At 63.5% G+C, this 18,104-nt stretch carries 15 protein-coding genes; 14 read left to right on the plus strand and 1 reads right to left on the minus strand.

Features of this window, described 5'->3' with window-relative positions:
* The first annotated feature begins 99 nt into the window (after positions 1 to 99).
* From arcD to gltS, 7 genes are all read left to right on the plus strand, one after another.
* Complete coding sequence (gene arcD, locus C6A77_RS16290; protein WP_112250826.1) at positions 100 to 1,527, plus strand: arginine-ornithine antiporter; 1,428 nt, start codon at positions 100 to 102, stop codon at positions 1,525 to 1,527.
* Between the two features lie 33 nt (positions 1,528 to 1,560).
* Complete coding sequence (gene arcA, locus C6A77_RS16295; RefSeq protein ID WP_112250824.1) at positions 1,561 to 2,814, plus strand: arginine deiminase; 1,254 nt, start codon at positions 1,561 to 1,563, stop codon at positions 2,812 to 2,814.
* Positions 2,815 to 2,883: 69 nt separating this feature from the next.
* Entirely contained in the window at positions 2,884 to 3,894 is a 1,011-nt protein-coding gene (locus C6A77_RS16300; RefSeq protein WP_114170392.1) for an ornithine carbamoyltransferase, read from the plus strand.
* A gap of 179 nt (positions 3,895 to 4,073) precedes the next feature.
* The gene (gene arcC, locus C6A77_RS16305; RefSeq protein ID WP_114170393.1) at positions 4,074 to 5,003 is read left to right on the plus strand and encodes a carbamate kinase; all 930 of its coding nucleotides are present in this window, start codon (positions 4,074 to 4,076) and stop codon (positions 5,001 to 5,003) included.
* 54 nt (positions 5,004 to 5,057) lie between these two features.
* A complete protein-coding gene (locus tag C6A77_RS16310) occupies positions 5,058 to 5,426 on the plus strand; it encodes a DUF5064 family protein (protein WP_114170394.1) in 369 nt (122 codons plus the stop codon).
* Positions 5,427 to 5,608: 182 nt separating this feature from the next.
* Positions 5,609 to 7,117 carry a sigma-54-dependent transcriptional regulator gene (locus tag C6A77_RS16315; RefSeq protein ID WP_114170395.1) on the plus strand — a complete coding sequence of 503 codons (1,509 nt, stop codon included), beginning with the start codon at positions 5,609 to 5,611 and terminating at the stop codon, positions 7,115 to 7,117.
* A gap of 165 nt (positions 7,118 to 7,282) precedes the next feature.
* Positions 7,283 to 8,479 carry a sodium/glutamate symporter gene (gltS, locus tag C6A77_RS16320; RefSeq protein ID WP_114170396.1) on the plus strand — a complete coding sequence of 399 codons (1,197 nt, stop codon included), beginning with the start codon at positions 7,283 to 7,285 and terminating at the stop codon, positions 8,477 to 8,479.
* A 16-nt stretch (positions 8,480 to 8,495) separates the two neighbouring features.
* On the opposite strand, the gene C6A77_RS16325 is transcribed toward gltS, so the two are convergent.
* Positions 8,496 to 9,404 (minus strand): LysR family transcriptional regulator, encoded by a 909-nt coding sequence (locus tag C6A77_RS16325; RefSeq protein ID WP_241507433.1) that lies wholly within the window; start codon positions 9,402 to 9,404, stop codon positions 8,496 to 8,498.
* A gap of 171 nt (positions 9,405 to 9,575) precedes the next feature.
* Between C6A77_RS16325 and C6A77_RS16330 the strand changes: the two genes are divergently transcribed.
* From C6A77_RS16330 to C6A77_RS16360, 7 genes are all read left to right on the plus strand, one after another.
* Positions 9,576 to 10,607: an SDR family oxidoreductase gene (locus C6A77_RS16330; RefSeq protein WP_114170398.1), complete on the plus strand. Its 1,032-nt coding sequence runs from the start codon at positions 9,576 to 9,578 to the stop codon at positions 10,605 to 10,607.
* 288 nt (positions 10,608 to 10,895) lie between these two features.
* Positions 10,896 to 11,279, plus strand: coding sequence for a glycine cleavage system protein GcvH (gene gcvH / locus C6A77_RS16335; RefSeq protein ID WP_114170399.1), 384 nt, complete (start codon positions 10,896 to 10,898; stop codon positions 11,277 to 11,279).
* Between the two features lie 11 nt (positions 11,280 to 11,290).
* Entirely contained in the window at positions 11,291 to 14,146 is a 2,856-nt protein-coding gene (gene gcvP / locus C6A77_RS16340) for an aminomethyl-transferring glycine dehydrogenase (protein ID WP_114170400.1), read from the plus strand.
* A 152-nt stretch (positions 14,147 to 14,298) separates the two neighbouring features.
* Positions 14,299 to 15,675 (plus strand): L-serine ammonia-lyase, encoded by a 1,377-nt coding sequence (locus tag C6A77_RS16345; RefSeq protein ID WP_114170401.1) that lies wholly within the window; start codon positions 14,299 to 14,301, stop codon positions 15,673 to 15,675.
* A 27-nt stretch (positions 15,676 to 15,702) separates the two neighbouring features.
* On the plus strand, positions 15,703 to 16,824 hold the full coding sequence (gene gcvT, locus C6A77_RS16350) for a glycine cleavage system aminomethyltransferase GcvT (protein ID WP_114170402.1): 1,122 nt from the start codon (positions 15,703 to 15,705) through the stop codon (positions 16,822 to 16,824).
* A 357-nt stretch (positions 16,825 to 17,181) separates the two neighbouring features.
* Positions 17,182 to 17,394 (plus strand): cold-shock protein, encoded by a 213-nt coding sequence (locus C6A77_RS16355; RefSeq protein ID WP_012316046.1) that lies wholly within the window; start codon positions 17,182 to 17,184, stop codon positions 17,392 to 17,394.
* A gap of 89 nt (positions 17,395 to 17,483) precedes the next feature.
* Positions 17,484 to 17,972 carry an RDD family protein gene (locus tag C6A77_RS16360; protein WP_114170403.1) on the plus strand — a complete coding sequence of 163 codons (489 nt, stop codon included), beginning with the start codon at positions 17,484 to 17,486 and terminating at the stop codon, positions 17,970 to 17,972.
* The last annotated feature ends 132 nt before the right edge of the window (positions 17,973 to 18,104 follow it).

The following is an 18,104-nucleotide window of genomic DNA, read 5'->3' on the forward strand; positions in this document are numbered from 1 at the left end:
TTTTCCTACTTCACGTGGCCATCAACTGACCTAAGTCAGCGAATGGCAACGGCGTCGGATTTACGCTGTGGTCAACTTTCTCCTGGCAGGAGTTGTTAAATGTCTGATTCATCCGGAAAACTAAAGCTCGGCGCGTTAGTTGCACTTGTCGTCGGTTCGATGATTGGTGGCGGGATCTTCTCGTTGCCGCAAAACATGGCGGCCAGCGCCGGGGTTGGCGCAGTGCTGATCGGCTGGGCCATCACCGCGGTCGGCATGCTGACCCTGGCCTTCGTGTTCCAGACCCTGGCCAACCGCAAACCGGACCTGGACGGCGGGGTGTATGCCTACGCCAAGGCCGGTTTCGGCGACTACATGGGCTTCTCCTCGGCCTGGGGCTACTGGATCAGCGCCTGGCTGGGCAACGTCGGCTACTTCGTGCTGCTGTTCAGCACCCTGGGCTACTTCTTCCCGATCTTCGGCGAAGGCAACACCCCGGCGGCCATCATCGGCGCCTCAGTGCTGCTGTGGGCGGTGCACTTCCTGGTACTGCGCGGCATCAAGGAAGCGGCGTTCATCAACCTGGTCACCACCGTGGCCAAAGTGGTGCCGCTGCTGCTGTTCGCGCTGATCTGCCTGTTCGCCTTCAAGCTCGACATCTTCACCGCCGACATCTGGGCCGTCGGCACGCCAGAGCTTGGCAGCGTGATGAACCAGGTGCGCAACATGATGCTGGTCACCGTCTGGGTGTTCATCGGCATCGAGGGTGCGAGCATCTTCTCGTCGCGGGCGGAAAAACGCTCTGATGTGGGCAAGGCCACGGTGATCGGCTTCGTGACCGTGCTGCTGTTCCTGGTGCTGGTCAACGTGCTGTCGCTGGGCATCATGACCCAACCGGAACTGGCCAAGTTGCAGAACCCGTCGATGGCTGCGGTGCTGGAGCATGTGGTCGGCCACTGGGGCGCGGTGCTGATCAGCGTCGGCCTGATCATCTCGCTGCTCGGGGCCCTGCTGTCGTGGGTGCTGCTGTGCGCCGAGATCATGTTCGCCGCCGCCAAGGACCACACCATGCCGGAGTTCCTGCGCCGCGAGAACGCCAACCAGGTGCCGGCCAACGCCCTGTGGCTGACCAACGCCATGGTGCAGATCTTCCTGGTGATCACGCTGTTCTCCAACAGTACCTACCTGTCGCTGATCTACCTCGCCACCTCGATGATCCTGGTGCCTTACCTGTGGTCGGCGGCCTACGCCTTCCTGCTGGCATGGCGCAGCGAAACCTACGAACAGGCCCTGGCTGAACGCAAGAAGGACCTGATCATCGGCGGCATCGCCCTGTTGTATGCCGTCTGGCTGCTGTACGCCGGCGGTGTGAAATACCTGCTGCTCTCGGCCCTGCTCTACGCACCTGGCGCAATCCTGTTCGCCAAGGCCAAGCGTGAAGTCGGCCAACCTGTCTTCACCAACGTGGAAAAGCTGATCTTCGCAGCCGTGGTCATTGGCGCCCTGGTGGCAGCCTTTGGCCTGTACGACGGCTTCCTGACCCTTTGACCCACGTCATCGTTCAACTGGAGGAATGAAACCATGTCCGCTGAAAAACAGAAGTACGGTGTCCACTCCGAAGCCGGCAAACTGCGCAAGGTGATGGTTTGCGCCCCGGGCCTGGCGCACAAGCGCCTGACGCCGAGCAACTGTGACGAGCTGCTGTTCGACGACGTGATCTGGGTCGATCAGGCCAAGCGTGACCATTTCGACTTCGTCACCAAGATGCGCGAGCGCGGCGTCGATGTGCTGGAAATGCACAACCTGCTGACCGACATCGTGCAGCAACCCGAAGCATTGAAGTGGATCCTCGACCGCAAGATCACCGATGACACCGTCGGTGTCGGCCTGAACAACGAAGTACGCAGCTGGCTCGAAGGCCTCGAGCCGCGCCACCTGGCCGAGTTCCTGATTGGCGGTGTGGCCGGCCAGGACCTGCCACAGAGCGAAGGCGCCGATGTGGTCAAGATGTACAACGACTACCTGGGCCACTCCAGCTTCATCCTGCCGCCGCTGCCCAACACCCAGTTCACCCGCGACACCACCTGCTGGATCTACGGCGGCGTGACGCTGAACCCGATGTACTGGCCGGCGCGCCGCCAGGAAACCCTGCTGACCACCGCCATTTACAAGTTCCACAAGGAGTTCACCAACGCCGACTTCGAAGTCTGGTACGGCGACCCGGACAAGGAACATGGCCAGTCCACCCTCGAAGGCGGTGACGTGATGCCGATCGGCAACGGCATCGTGCTGATCGGCATGGGCGAGCGCACCTCGCGCCAGGCCATCGGCCAGTTGGCGCGCAACCTGTTTGCCAAGGGCGCAGTCAAGGAAGTGATCGTCGCCGGCCTGCCGAAGTCCCGCGCCGCCATGCACCTGGACACCGTGTTCAGCTTCTGCGACCGCGACCTGGTCACGGTCTTCCCGGAAGTGGTGAAAGAGATCATTCCGTTCATCATCCGCCCCGACGAAAGCAAGCCTTACGGCATGGATGTACGCCGCATCAACAAGTCGTTCATCGAGGTGGTGGGCGAGCAACTGGGGGTCAAGCTGCGCGTGGTCGAAACCGGCGGCAACAGCTTCGCCGCCGAACGCGAACAGTGGGATGACGGCAACAACGTGGTGGCCATCGAACCGGGCGTGGTCATTGGCTACGACCGCAACACCTACACCAATACCCTGCTGCGCAAGGCCGGGATCGAGGTCATCACCATCAGCGCCGGCGAACTGGGCCGGGGCCGTGGCGGCGGCCACTGCATGACCTGCCCGATCGTACGCGACCCGATCGACTACTAACGACCATTACCCCCGGCCGCCCTCAAAAAGCGGCGGCCGGTGCGTTCACCAAACTCAAGGAGAAATGTCATGGCGTTCAATATCCACAACCGCAACCTGCTCAGCCTGGAACACCACACCACCCGCGAGCTGCGCTATCTGCTGGACCTGTCGCGCGACCTCAAGCGCGCCAAATACACCGGCACCGAACAACAACACCTGAAGGGCAACAACATCGCCCTGATCTTCGAAAAAACCTCTACCCGTACCCGCTGCGCCTTCGAAGTGGCCGCCTATGACCAGGGCGCCAACGTGACCTACATCGACCCCAACTCTTCGCAGATCGGCCACAAGGAGAGCATGAAGGACACCGCCCGCGTGCTCGGGCGCATGTATGACGCCATCGAGTACCGTGGCTTCAAGCAGGAAATCGTCGAAGAGCTGGCCAAGTTCGCCGGTGTTCCAGTGTTCAACGGCCTGACCGACGAATACCACCCGACGCAGATGATCGCCGATGTGCTGACCATGCGTGAGCACAGCGACAAGCCACTGCACGACATCAGCTACGCCTACCTGGGCGACGCCCGCAACAACATGGGCAACTCGCTGCTGCTGATCGGCGCCAAGCTCGGCATGGACGTGCGCATCGCGGCGCCCAAGGCGCTGTGGCCACACGACGACCTGGTCGAGCGCTGCAGGCAGTACGCCGAAGAAAGCGGCGCGCGCATCACCCTCACCGAAGACCCGGTAGCCGCCGTCAAGGGTGTGGATTTCGTGCACACCGATGTCTGGGTGTCGATGGGTGAGCCAATCGAAGCCTGGGGTGAGCGCATCAAGCTGCTCAAGCCATACCAGGTGAATACGCAACTGATGAAGTCCACCGGCAACCCGCGGACCAAGTTCATGCACTGCCTGCCGGCGTTCCACAACTCGGAAACCAAGGTCGGCAAGCAGATCGCCGAACAGTACCCGGACCTGGCCAACGGCATCGAAGTGACCGACGACGTGTTCGAGTCGCCGGCCTGCATCGCCTTCGAGCAGGCGGAAAACCGCATGCACACGATCAAGGCGATTCTGGTTTCGACGTTGGCTGACCTGTAAGAGCTGACTCGATAGCCCGGGCGACCCGAATCCCTGTGGGAGCGGGTTCACCCGCGAAAGCGTCAGTAGCACCCGCGCGGTTGCCTGGGCTGACGCATTCGCGGGTAAACCCGCTCCCACAGGGGCGGCGAAACCCATTCGAGAACAGCGCTCCCTTCTTTCGTTAAAGGACATTCCCCATGCGTATCGTTGTTGCATTGGGCGGTAACGCCCTGCTGCGTCGCGGCGAGCCCATGACCGCTGACAACCAGCGCGCCAATATCCGTACCGCCACCGAACAGATTGCCAAGATCCACCCGGGCAACGAACTGGTCATCGCCCACGGCAACGGCCCGCAAGTCGGCCTGCTGTCGCTGCAAGGGCTTTCCTACAAGCCCGACGAGGCCTACCCGCTGGATGTGCTGGGGGCCGAGACCGAGGGCATGATCGGCTACATGATCGAACAGGAACTGGGCAACCTGCTGGCCTTCGAAGTGCCGTTCGCCACCCTGCTGACCCAGGTCGAAGTGGACGCCAACGACCCCGCCTTCAAGGACCCGACCAAGTTCATCGGCCCGGTCTACGGCAAGGAAGAGGCCGAGCGCCTGGCCAAGGAGAAAGGCTGGGTGGTCAAGGCCGACGGCGACAAGTACCGCCGCGTGGTCGCCAGCCCGAAACCCAAGCGCATCTTCGAGATCCGCCCGATCAAGTGGCTGCTGGAAAAGAGCAGCATCGTGATCTGCGCCGGCGGCGGCGGCATCCCCACCATGTACGACGAGAACCGCAAGCTCAAGGGCATCGAGGCGGTGATCGACAAGGACCTGTGCTCAGCCCTGCTGGCGGAGCAACTGGACGCCGACCTGCTGATCATCGCCACCGACGTCGATGCGGCCTACATCGACTGGGGCAAGCCGACCCAGAAAGCCATTGCCCAGGCGCACCCCGACGAACTGGAACGCCTCGGCTTCGCTGCCGGCTCCATGGGGCCGAAGGTGCAGGCGGCCTGCGATTTTGCCCGCAATACCGGCAAGGTGGCGGTGATCAGTTCGCTGGAAAACATCGAAGACATCGTCAAAGGCAGCGCCGGTACGCGGGTGTCCACCGCCAAGCCGGGGATCAGCTACCGTTGAATGCAGTGGGCGGGCCGATGGGCCCGCCCTTTTCACCTTGCAGAGGAGCCCGCCATGGCCAAGTACGAGCCCGGTCATGTACACATCGAGCGCACCGCGCTGAACAAGAACGACCACAGCTATGACCTGAACATCGAATACGAGGCCGCGACAGACCCCAAGGAAGGCCGCGGCATCCAGTTCCGCATGCACGGCACCATCGAAGGCAAGACGATCGACGACAAGTTCTTCCTGCCCAAGGATCAGGTGCTGCCGAGCTTCCTCATGGTCGCCTCGCGCAAGGCCCAGTCCTACCTGGCGCCGCATCAGAAGTTCGAGACCCTGGGTTCGCCGCACAAGCTGTACGACGCGATGTTCGAAGACATTCGCCAGAAGCTCGATGTGAAGTCGGGCGACCCGATCAAGCCTGAACATCTGGAGTGATCTTGCAAACCGGGGCTGCTTCGCAGCCCATCGCCGGCAAGCCAGCTCCCACAGGGACAGCACATGACCTGAGGTCGATGCAGTCGGGGTGGGAGCTGGCTTGCCGGCGATGGGCCGCAAAGCGGCCCCGGCGATGTTAGGGCATACTACCGCCCTCCCCCGGCCACCACCTCACCCTCCCCATGCGCATCCACGTCAGCTTCATCGACCGCGTCGGCATCACCCAGGAAGTCCTCGCCCTGCTCGGTGCCCGCAACCTCAACCTGGACGCCGTGGAGATGGTCCCGCCGAACGTCTACATCGACGCCCCCACCCTCAGCCCCGCCGTGCTCGAAGAACTGCACGACGCGCTGTTCGAGGTGCATGGCGTGCGATCGGTGGAGGTGGTCGACATCCTCCCCGGCCAACGCCGGCACCTGCAGCTCGATGCCCTGCTGGCGGCGATGAGCGACCCGGTGCTGGCCGTGGACAGCGCCGGCAAGGTGCTGCTGGCCAACCCGGCCCTGATCGAGCTGTGCGGCCGTGAATCGGCCGGGCGCTCGGTGGGGGAGCTGTTCGGCGACCCGGCGCTGCTGCAGGCGCTGCTGGACAACAACTTCCACCTGCCCATGCGCGAAATGCAGCTGAACGGCCACAGCCTGCTGCTCGACGCAACGCCGATCACCAACGCCGGTGGCCTGCTGACCCTGTACCCGCCGACGCGCATGGGCGAACGCCTGTCGGCCCTGCACCACGACCACGCCGAAGGTTTCGATGCCTTGCTGGGCGAGTCGCCGGCCATCCGTACCCTCAAGGCCCGCGCCCTGCGCGTGGCGGCGCTCGATGCGCCCTTGCTGGTGCATGGCGAAACCGGCACCGGCAAAGAGCTGGTGGCCCGTGCCTGCCACGCCATCAGCAGCCGCCACGCAGCGCCGTTCCTGGCCCTGAACTGCGCGGCGCTGCCCGAGAGCCTGGCCGAGAGCGAACTGTTCGGTTACGCCCCCGGCGCCTTCACCGGCGCGCAACGGGGGGGCAAGCCCGGGCTGATGGAACTGGCCAACCAGGGCACGGTGTTTCTCGACGAAATCGGCGAAATGTCACCGTACCTGCAAGCCAAGCTGCTGCGTTTTCTCAGCGATGGCAGCTTCCGCCGGGTGGGTGGCGACCGCGAAGTGAAGGTCGATGTGCGCATCATCAGCGCCACCCACCGTGACCTGGAACGGATGGTCGCCGAAGGCAGCTTCCGCGAAGACCTGTTCTACCGCCTGAACGTGCTCAACCTGCAGGTGCCGCCGCTGCGCGAGCGTGGCCAGGACATCCTGATGCTGGCGCATTTCTTCATGCAGCAGGCCTGCACGCAGATCCAGCGCCCCGCCTGCCGGCTGACCGCTGCCACCCATTCGGCCCTGCTGGCCAACCCCTGGCCGGGCAACGTGCGCCAGTTGCAGAACGTGATTTTTCGCGCAGCGGCCATCTGCGAGGGCAACCTGGTGGACATCGGCGACCTGGACATCGCCGGCACCTCGGTCGCCGGCGGCCAGGACGGCGAAGTGCTCAGCCTGGAACAGGCCGTGGGCGATTTCGAGCGCGAGCTGCTGCAACGTCTGTACGCCAGCTACCCATCGACACGGCAACTGGCCGGGCGCTTGCAAACTTCACATACCGCCATTGCCCAGCGCCTGCGTAAATATGGAATACCGGGCAAAGCCTGATACTTGTTGAAATAACGCCTTGGCACTTCAGGCTTTTCCTAAGTGTTTGGCAGATACGCTCCGACACAGGCCTCGTAGAATGGCGACAGTGTAATTCTGTCTGTCATCCCGCTTTCCGCCGCCGGGTGGGAAGTGGCTCGCTACTGCATATAACGAGAGTACCTGATGTTTGAACTCGACTTTTACGGGACGCTTGTAGCCGCCTCGCTGGTGCTGTTACTGGGACGCGGCCTTGTCGCGCGCGTGGGTTTTCTGCGTGCCTACAATATCCCCGAACCTGTCGCCGGCGGCCTGGTAGTAGCCGTGGCACTGCTGGCATTGCGCGGTTTCGATGTGCACGTGCAATTCGACACCTCATTGCAAGCCCCTCTGATGCTGGCATTCTTCGCGACCATCGGCTTGAGTGCAGACTTCGCCAGCCTGAAAAAAGGTGGCCGTGTGGTTACCGTGTTCCTGCTGGTGGTAACCGGCCTGCTGCTGGTGCAGAACGCCATGGGCATCGGCCTGGCAACGGCACTGGGGCTTGACCCGTTGATGGGCCTGCTGGCCGGCTCCATCACCTTGTCTGGCGGGCACGGCACAGGCGCTGCCTGGGGGGCGACGTTCAGCGAACAGTTCGGCCTGGCTTCGGCCTCCGAACTGGCAATGGCATCAGCGACCTTCGGCCTGGTGCTGGGTGGTCTGATTGGCGGCCCGGTCGCCCGACAGTTGATCAAGCGGGTCACTACGCCGGGTATCGAAGAAGCGGCGCCACAATTGCCCAAGGGTTTCGAACAACCGGACAAAGAGCGCCTGATTACCTCTTTTTCATTCATTGAAACATTGGCGTTGATCGCGGTCAGCCTGCTCGCCGGCTCGTTACTTGACGGTGTGTTGAAAGGCACTGCATTCGAATTACCCACCTTCGTTTGCGTGTTGTTCGTGGGCGTGGTGTTGCGCAACGGCCTTTCCGTGTTCGGTTTCTATCATGTATTCGAGCGGGAAGTTTCGGTACTGGGCAATGTGAGCCTGTCATTGTTCCTGGCAATTGCCCTGATGTCGCTCAAACTCTGGGACCTTGCCGCATTGGCCTTGCCGTTCTTCGTCCTGCTCGCCGCCCAGACCCTGGTCATGGCACTGTTCGCGGTGTTTGTCACATTCCGCGTCATGGGCCGCAACTACGATGCCGCAGTACTGGCTGCCGGACACTGCGGTTTCGGCCTGGGTGCCACGCCGACAGCCATCGCCAACATGCAGGCAGTGACCCAGCGTTACGGCGCTTCGCACATTGCCTTTCTGGTGGTACCGATGGTGGGGGCGTTCTTCATCGATATCATCAATGTCATCGTCATCAAGCTGTACCTGGCGTTGCCGTTCTTCTGAGCCAGGCGCCGAACGTTCAGCCGCCAGGCTGGCCCGGCGGATGCTGCCCATGGTCTGTGCCCAGGGCGTGCTGCAGCATCGCCTCCAGGCTGGAGAAAAAACCGCGTATGTGCGGCTGCTTCAACGCCTGTGGCCGGGTCACCAGGTAGACCTCCAGGTCCGGGAGCGGAAGGTCGGTGAACAATTCGATCAGATCCTGGGCCAGAACCCGCGGCAGCACCGCCACACCCAGGCCTCGTCGCACCGCTTCGAGCTGTGCGCTGAACGAATTGACGCGGATCGGCGCGCGCCCCAGCCCTGCCGCCTTTGCCGCACGTTGTTGCGCCAATGCGTCCAGCGGCGGCAGCAGGGTGATGTTGACCGCCGTCGCGGGGGTAAGCTGCGGGAACCGCTGCAGGTAACCGGCAGCAGCGAACACGCCGTAGCCAAGCCGGCCGATGGGCCGGTAGATCAGCGAGGGCTCCCCCAGGTGCGCCGTGCGGATGGCAATGTCTGCACCACCCCGGGCAATACTGTGAAATTCACCGGTCACGCTCAGCTCCACCGAGCAGCCGGGGTGCAGTTCAGTGAATTGACTGGCAGCATCGAGCACCGCATTGGCGAACCCTTCCCCGGCACTCACCAGGACACTGCCCGAAAGCGCGGGGGCCGGTTCCGAGGCGCCAGCCCGGGTCTGCCGACGCATACCCGCTTCGGCGGCCAGCGCCACCTCCACCAGGGCCTGGCCCCTTGCGGTCAACCAGCATCCTGCCACCCCTCGCTCGACCAGCGGCTCCCCCAGTGCCGCCTCCAGCTGGCTTAGCCGACGCGACACCGTCGATGGGGCAATACCCAGCAACTCGCCAGCCCGAAGAAAGCTGCCACGCCGCGATACGGCCAACAACAGACGAAGGTCGTCCCAGTTTGCTTGCGCTGCCTTGTGCAATGTCCTCTCCCTGGTTTGCAGATATGCAAAACCATTATGCAGCAGCCGCTGTTTTTCGACAGGGGCCGCGCAGGTATACCGGAGTTCCTCGAAACGAATGGAACCGGATTCATGACTACTGGCCGTAAAGACCCTGCACATCGCGCCTGTGGCGCACTCCACGCACCTGATATGCGCAATGTGTTCGTTACCGGAGCGACCGGCTTGCTGGGCAACAACCTGGTGCGTGAGCTGGTCGCCCGTGGCTACACGGTCAAAGGCCTGGTTCGCTCGAAGGCCAAGGGGCAACTGCAGTTCGCTGACCTGCCGCAAGTGGAACTGGTCGAAGGCGACATGGCCGATGTCGATGCCTTCGCCGCGTCGCTGTGCGGCTGCGATACGCTGTTCCACACGGCAGCGTTCTTTCGTGACAACTACAAAGGTGGCAGCCACTGGCAGGCGCTGGCGCAGATCAATGTGAGCGGTACCCGCCGCCTGCTCGATCAGGCCTACCAGGCCGGCATCCGGCGGTTCGTCCACACTTCGTCGATCGCCGTGCTCGACGGCGCCCCCGGCACTTCCATCGATGAAACATGCCTGCGGGCCGAAGCGGATGCCGATGACTACTACCGCAGCAAGATCCTCGCCGACCGCGTCGTGGAGGCGTTTCTACAAGCGCACCCCGACATGCACGCCTGCATGGTGTTGCCTGGCTGGATGTGGGGCCCTGGCGACATTGGCCCGACCTCTTCCGGGCAACTGGTCAACGATGTCGTGCGCGGCAAACTGCCCGGCCTGATCCCCGGCAGTTTCGCCGTGGTCGATGCCCGCGATGTGGCGTTGACGCAGATTGCCGCAGCCACGCAAGGCCGCAGCGGCGAACGCTACCTGGCCGCTGGGCGGCATATGACCATGGCTGAGCTGGTACCGATGCTTGGCCGTCTGGCGGGGGTACGGACGCCCGCACGGCAGTTGCCGCTGGCGTTGTTGTTCTGCCTGGCCGCCGTGCAGGAAATTTACGCACGGGTCAGCGGCAAACCGATCCTGCTGAGCTTGGCCACGCTGCGCCTGCTGGTACGGGAAAAGGACCGGACGCGTTTCGATCACAGCAAAAGCGAACAAGCGCTTGGTTTGACCTTCCGGGCACTGGAGCTGACCATCGCCGATACCGTGGCGTGGTATCGGGACCATGGCTGGTTTGAAAAAACCGGCTCGGGCCAGTAAACAGCCTTCGTCATAACGAAGACCGATGTATCAGTTTCAATACACTGTAATCAAATCGATACAAAGCCATTCAGCTCACGTTGTGCAAGGGTTTGATCCCCAAACCCTTTTACATCGTCAGCCTGCCGTAGCGTTTTCGTTCCACAAGAATGACGAAACGATGACGAAAAATATATAACCAATTGATTAATAACGAAATTTATCGATTGGCCGCATTTTTGCTAAGGGAATCCTGACCCAAGAGCGCGGATGCACCGCGCCTAACGCCCTGCTTCCCGAGGATTCCCCATGAGCGAGTTGCGTTTCACTGAAGATCACGAATGGCTGCGCGTCGAAGCCGATGGCAGCGTCACCGTGGGCATCACTGCCTACGCGCAGAACGCCCTTGGCGACGTGGTTTTCGTGCAACTGCCAGAGTTGCAGCAGTACGAGAAAGGCAGCGAGGCATCCACCGTCGAGTCGGTCAAGGCCGCCAGCGGTGTGTACATGCCGCTGACCGGCGAAGTGGTGCAGGTCAACGACCAGCTCGAAGACAGCCCGGAACTGGTCAACGAAGACCCGATGGGTGAAGGCTGGTTCTTCCGCTTCATTCCCGCCGATGCCGGCGCCGTGAGCGCCCTGCTCGACCAGGGCGCCTACGACCGCCTGATCAAAGCCAACGACGACGCCTGAGGAACCCCGCCATGACCATCAACCTCGGCACCGCCAACGAATTCATCGCCCGCCACATCGGCCCGCGCACCGCCGACGAACAGGCCATGCTGGCCGCCCTCGGCTTCGACTCGCTGGACGCCATGAGCGCCGCAGTCATCCCCGACAGCATCAAGGGCACCAGCGTGCTCGGCTCGCATGACGGCCAGAGCGAGGCCGACGCACTTGCCGCGCTCAAGGCCATCGCCGGCAAGAACCAGCTGTTCAAGAGCTACATCGGCCAGGGCTACTACAACACCCACACGCCGGCGCCGATCCTGCGCAACCTGCTGGAAAACCCGGCCTGGTACACCGCCTACACCCCGTACCAGCCAGAAATTTCCCAGGGCCGCCTGGAAGCCCTGCTGAACTTCCAGACCCTGATCAGCGACCTCACCGGCCTGCCGATCGCCAACGCCTCGCTGCTCGACGAAGCCACCGCCGCAGCCGAGGCCATGACCTTCTGCAAGCGCCTGTCGAAAAACAAGGCCAGCCATGCCTTCTTCGCCTCCGTGCACTGCCACCCGCAAACCCTCGACGTGCTGCGCACCCGTGCCGAGCCGCTGGGTATCGAGATCGTGGTCGGCGATGAGCGCGAGCTGGGTGATGTCAGTGCCTTCTTCGGCGCCCTGCTGCAATACCCGGCCAGCAACGGTGAAGTGTTCGACTACCGCGAAGTGGTGCAGCGCTTCCACGCTGCCAATGCCCTGGTCGCGGTAGCCGCCGACCTGCTGGCGCTGACCCTGCTGACCCCGCCGGGCGAATTCGACGCCGATGTGGCCATCGGCAGCGCCCAGCGCTTTGGCGTACCACTGGGCTTCGGTGGCCCGCATGCGGCCTACTTCGCCACCCGTGACGCGTTCAAGCGCGACATGCCGGGCCGCCTGGTCGGCGTGTCGATCGACCGCTTCGGCAAGAGCGCCATGCGCCTGGCCATGCAGACCCGCGAGCAGCACATCCGCCGCGAAAAGGCCACCAGCAACATCTGCACCGCCCAGGTGCTGCTGGCCAACATCGCCAGCATGTTCGCCGTGTACCACGGCCCGGCCGGCCTCAAGCGCATCGCCGAACGTACCCACGCGCTGACCGCGATTCTGGCCGCCGGCCTGAAGGCCCTGGGTGTGCAGGTAGTCGGCGCCAGCGCCTTCGATACCCTGACCCTGGCCACCGGCAGCGGCACCGCCGCCCTGCATGACAAGGCACGCGCCCAGGGCATCAACCTGCGCCAGATCGATGCCGCCCACCTGGGCCTGTCGCTGGACGAAACCAGCAGCCAGGCCGATGTCGAGAGCCTGTGGCAGCTGCTCGGTGGCGACCAGGCTCAACCTGATTTCACCGCCCTGGCCGCCAGCACCGGCTCGCTGCTGCCGGCCGCCCTGCTGCGCCAGTCGGCCATCCTCGAACACCCGGTGTTCAACCGCTACCACAGCGAAACCGAGCTGATGCGTTACCTGCGCCGCCTGGCCGACAAGGACCTGGCGCTGGACCGCAGCATGATCCCGCTGGGCTCGTGCACCATGAAGCTGAACGCCGCCAGCGAAATGATCCCGGTCACCTGGGCCGAGTTCGGCAACCTGCACCCGTTTGCCCCGGCCGCACAGAGCCAGGGCTACCTGCAGATGACCAGCGAGCTGGAAGCCATGCTGTGCGCCGCCACCGGCTATGACGCCGTGTCGCTGCAGCCCAACGCCGGTTCCCAGGGCGAGTACGCCGGCCTGCTGGCCATTCGCGCCTACCACCGCAGCCGTGGCGAAGGCCACCGCGACATCTGCCTGATCCCGTCGTCGGCCCACGGCACCAACCCGGCCACCGCACACATGGCCGGCATGCGCGTGGTGGTCACCGCCTGCGACGCGCGCGGCAACGTCGATGTCGAGGACCTGCGCGCCAAGGCCATCGAACACCGCGAGCGCCTGGCCGCGATCATGATCACCTACCCGTCGACTCACGGTGTGTTCGAGGAAGCGATCGGCGAAATCTGCGCGATCATCCACGACAACGGTGGCCAGGTTTACATCGACGGCGCCAACATGAACGCCATGGTCGGCCTGTGCGCCCCGGGCAAGTTCGGCGGCGACGTATCGCACCTGAACCTGCACAAGACCTTCTGCATCCCGCACGGCGGTGGCGGCCCGGGCGTCGGCCCGATCGGTGTCAAGTCGCACCTGGCGCCGTTCCTGCCCGGCCACGCGCAGTTGGAAAACACCGCGGGCGCGGTCTGTGCCGCACCGTTCGGCAGCGCCAGCATCCTGCCGATCACCTGGATGTACATCCGCATGATGGGCGGTGCCGGCCTCAAGCGTGCCTCGCAGATGGCGATCCTCAACGCCAACTACATCGCCCGTCGCCTGGAAGAGCACTATCCTGTTCTGTATACCGGCGGCAATGGCCTGGTCGCCCACGAGTGCATCCTCGACCTGCGCCCGCTGAAGGACAGCAGTGGCATCAGCGTCGATGACGTGGCCAAGCGCCTGATCGACTTCGGCTTCCACGCCCCGACCATGTCGTTCCCGGTGGCGGGCACGCTGATGATCGAACCGACCGAAAGCGAGTCCAAGGAAGAACTGGACCGCTTCTGCGACGCGATGATCCAGATCCGCGAGGAAATCCGCGCGGTCGAGAACGGTAGCCTGGACAAGGACGACAACCCGCTGAAGAACGCCCCGCACACCGCGGCCGAGCTGGTTGGCGAATGGGCCCATGGTTACAGCCGCGAGCAGGCGGTGTACCCGCTGCCGAGCCTGGTGGAAGGCAAGTACTGGCCGCCGGTCGGCCGGGTCGACAACGTCTTCGGCGACCGCAACCTGGTCTGCGCCTGCCCGTCGATCGAGAGCTATCAGGACGCCTGATAGCCCCTCCCCCGCCACCTACCCTTGGGTGGCGGGCTCTGTGGGAGCGGGTTTACCCGCGAATACGAGGGTGGCTTTACCGCCGCATTCGCGGGTAAACCCGCTCCCACAGGGTTCACCGTCCGCCCAGCATTTCTGGCAGGAGGTCTCCCATGTCACTGAGCGTCTTCGACCTGTTCAAGATCGGCATCGGCCCCTCCAGTTCGCACACGGTCGGCCCGATGCGCGCCGCTGCGCGTTTTGCCGAAGGGCTGCGGCGTGACGGCTTGCTGGCCCATACCGCCAGCGTCAAGGCCGAGCTTTACGGCTCGCTCGGCGCCACCGGCAAGGGCCACGGCAGCGACAAGGCGGTGCTGCTGGGCCTTGAAGGCGAACACCCCGATGTAGTCGACACCGACACCATCCCCGCCCGCCTGCAGGCGATCCGCGACAGCGGCCGGCTGAACCTGCTCGGCGAGCACAGCATTGCCTTCAGCGAAAAGCAGCACCTGGCGATGATCCGCAAACCCTTGGACTTTCACCCCAACGGCATGATCTTCCGTGCCTTCGACGAGGCCGGCCTGCAAATCCGCAGCCGCGAGTACTACTCGGTGGGCGGCGGTTTCGTGGTCGACGAGGACGCTGCCGGCCACGACCGCATCGTCGAAGACAGTACGCCGCTGGCCTACCCGTTCAAGACCGCCAAGGATCTGCTCGGCCATTGCACCGCGCACGGCCTGTCGATAAGCCAGGTGATGCTGGCCAACGAGGCGGCCTGGCGCCCCGAAGCGCAAACCCGTGCCGGGCTGCTGCGCATCTGGCAGGTGATGCAGGATTGCGTCGAAGCCGGCTGCCAGCATGAAGGCATCCTGCCTGGCGGGCTGAAGGTCAAGCGCCGCGCACCGGCCTTGTACCGCCAACTGAGCCGCCACCCCGAAGCCAGCCTGCGCGACGCCCTGTCGGTACTCGACTGGGTCAACCTCTACGCCCTGGCGGTGAACGAAGAAAACGCCTACGGCGGGCGGGTGGTCACCGCACCGACCAATGGCGCGGCGGGCATCGTCCCGGCGGTGCTGCACTACTACATGCGCTTCGTGCCGGGCGCCAGCGAGGACGGTGTGGTGCGGTTTCTGCTTACCGCTGCGGCGATTGGCATCCTGTACAAGGAAAACGCCTCGATCTCCGGCGCCGAAGTGGGCTGCCAGGGCGAAGTCGGCGTGGCCTGCTCGATGGCCGCCGGGGCGCTGTGCGAAGTGATGGGCGGCAGCGTGCAACAGGTGGAAAACGCTGCCGAGATCGGCATGGAACACAACCTGGGCCTGACTTGCGACCCGATCGGCGGGCTGGTCCAGGTGCCCTGCATCGAGCGCAACGCCATGGGCTCGGTGAAGGCGATCAATGCGGTGCGCATGGCCTTGCGCGGCGACGGGCAGCACTACGTGTCGCTCGACAAGGTCATCCGCACCATGCGCCAGACCGGCGCCGACATGAAAAGCAAATACAAAGAGACCGCCCGTGGCGGCCTGGCCGTCAACATCATCGAATGTTGACCCGACAACAACAGCAAGGAGTCACCGATGTCCGAAACACTGCTCAAGACCCCACTGCACGCCCTGCACCTGGAGCTGGGTGCGCGCATGGTGCCGTTCGCCGGCTATGACATGCCCGTGCAGTACCCGCTGGGCGTGCTCAAGGAACACCTGCACACCCGCGAGCAGGCCGGCCTGTTCGATGTCTCGCACATGGGCCAGATCATCCTGCGTGGCAGCGATGCCGCCAAAGCCCTGGAAAGCCTGGTGCCGGTGGATATCATCGACCTGCCGGTGGGCATGCAGCGTTATGCCATGTTCACCAACGAGCAAGGCGGCATTCTCGACGACCTGATGGTTGCCAACCTGGGCAACGACACGCTGTTCCTGGTGGTCAACGCCGCCTGCAAGGACCAGGACCTGGCCCACCTGCAAACGCACATTGGCAGCCGCTGCGAGGTACAACCGCTGTTCGAGCAACGCGCCCTGCTCGCCCTGCAAGGGCCGGCGGCGGTCAAAGTGCTGGGGCGCCTGGCGCCGGAAGTGGCCGGCATGACCTTCATGCAGTTCCGCGCGGTGCAGCTGCTGGGCGAAGACTGCTTCGTCAGCCGCTCGGGCTACACCGGTGAAGACGGTTACGAAATCTCGGTGCCGGTTGCCGCTGCCGAGGCCCTGGCCCGCCGCCTGCTGGCCGAGCCCGAAGTGCAGCCGATCGGCCTGGGCGCGCGCGACTCACTGCGCCTGGAAGCTGGCCTGTGCCTGTATGGCCACGACATGAACAGCGAAACCACCCCGGTCGAAGCCAGCCTGCTGTGGGCGATTTCCAAGGTACGCCGTGCCGATGGCGCGCGTGCCGGCGGTTTCCCCGGCGCTGAGGCCATCTTCGCCCATCAGTGCGACGGCGTGGCACGTAAACGTGTCGGCCTGCTGCCGCAGGAACGCACACCGGTACGTGGAGGTGCGGATATTGTCGATGGCAACGATAAACCGGTTGGCAAAGTGTGCAGTGGCGGTTTTGCTCCGACACTCGGCGCACCGATAGCAATGGGTTATATCGATAGTGAAAATGCCACCCTCGACACACCGCTGTTTGCCGTAGTGCGCGGCAAGAAGGTGGCCTTGAAAGTCAGTAAAATGCCTTTCGTGGCACAACGTTACTATCGCGGCTGAAGCCGTTTTGTGAAGGTTGCGGGCAGCGCCGTGATATTCGATTTCGAACCTGTCCCATAACTTTTGAACATGGCGCCAGGCCAGGCGCCATGCCGTTTCCGACAAATCGGTCGGTTATCGGCAAACGGCTGATTTTCCGCATGACCAAGGGCTTGTTTTTCGCTCGGGAGTTGGCGTAGAGTCAGTGCACTGTGTTTGCATGGGTCGCAACAGTTCGTGACCTGGGCCAGTAGCCGCAATCTGCTACAACCCGTTCGACGTCTCTTACTTTCCTGCAACCCAGCCCAGTAATCTTTTGCTGCCATTTATTGCAAAAGAAACTGTCATCAAAATTCAAGCTTCATAGGAAATAAGACAATGGCTGAGCGTCAGAACGGTACCGTCAAGTGGTTCAATGACGAAAAAGGTTACGGTTTCATCACCCCAGAAAGCGGTGCTGATCTGTTCGTGCACTTCCGCGCTATCGAAGGCAACGGCTTCAAGAGCCTGAAAGAAGGCCAGAAGGTCACCTTCGAAGCAGTGCAAGGCCAGAAAGGCCTGCAAGCTGACAAAGTTCAGGTTCTCGGCTAAGCCGAACCCGACTCGAAAAAGCCCCTGCCAAGTGCAGGGGCTTTTTTTTGCCCGTAGAATAGCCGCTTCGTCTTCTGGAGCCGTTCTGCATGTCCAAGCCTCTGCTCTCACCCCAGGGTGATTTTCCACCGGTCGGCCTGGGCCGGCGCCTGGCGGCGATGTTCTATGACTTCCTGTTGTGCACGGCGCTGCTGATCGTGACCGCCGGCGCGTACAAGCTGATCCAGATGGCCATCATCGGTGAAGCACGCATGCGCGAGCTGACCGAGGCCGGCGCCCTGGATGGCGACCCGCTGCTATCGACGGTGTTGCTGTTCGCCTTGTTCGGGTTCTTCGCCAAGTTCTGGACCCATGGCGGGCAGACCCTGGGCATGCAGGTGTGGGGCGTGCGGGTGCAGAACGCCGACGGCACGGCCATCAGCCTGTGGCAGGCGCTGTTGCGCTTTGTGGTGTCGATCGCCTCGTGGCTGTGCCTGGGGCTGGGCTTTTTCTGGGTGTTGATCGACAAGCGCAAGCGGGGCTGGCATGACATCTATTCCGAGAGCCAGCTGGTGCGGGTGCCTAAGCAGAAGAAATGAGCTGAGACCTGTATTGCCTGTACTGGCCTCTTCGCGGGGGGGGGGCCCCCCCCCCCCCCCCCCCCACCCCGGGGGGGGGGGGGGGGGGGGGGGGGGGGGGGGGGGGGAACCCGCGGGGGGGGGGGGGGGCGG

Origin of the sequence: Pseudomonas sp. AFG_SD02_1510_Pfu_092, from assembly GCF_003331055.1 — a bacterium.
In the GTDB taxonomy this organism is placed as follows: domain Bacteria; phylum Pseudomonadota; class Gammaproteobacteria; order Pseudomonadales; family Pseudomonadaceae; genus Aquipseudomonas.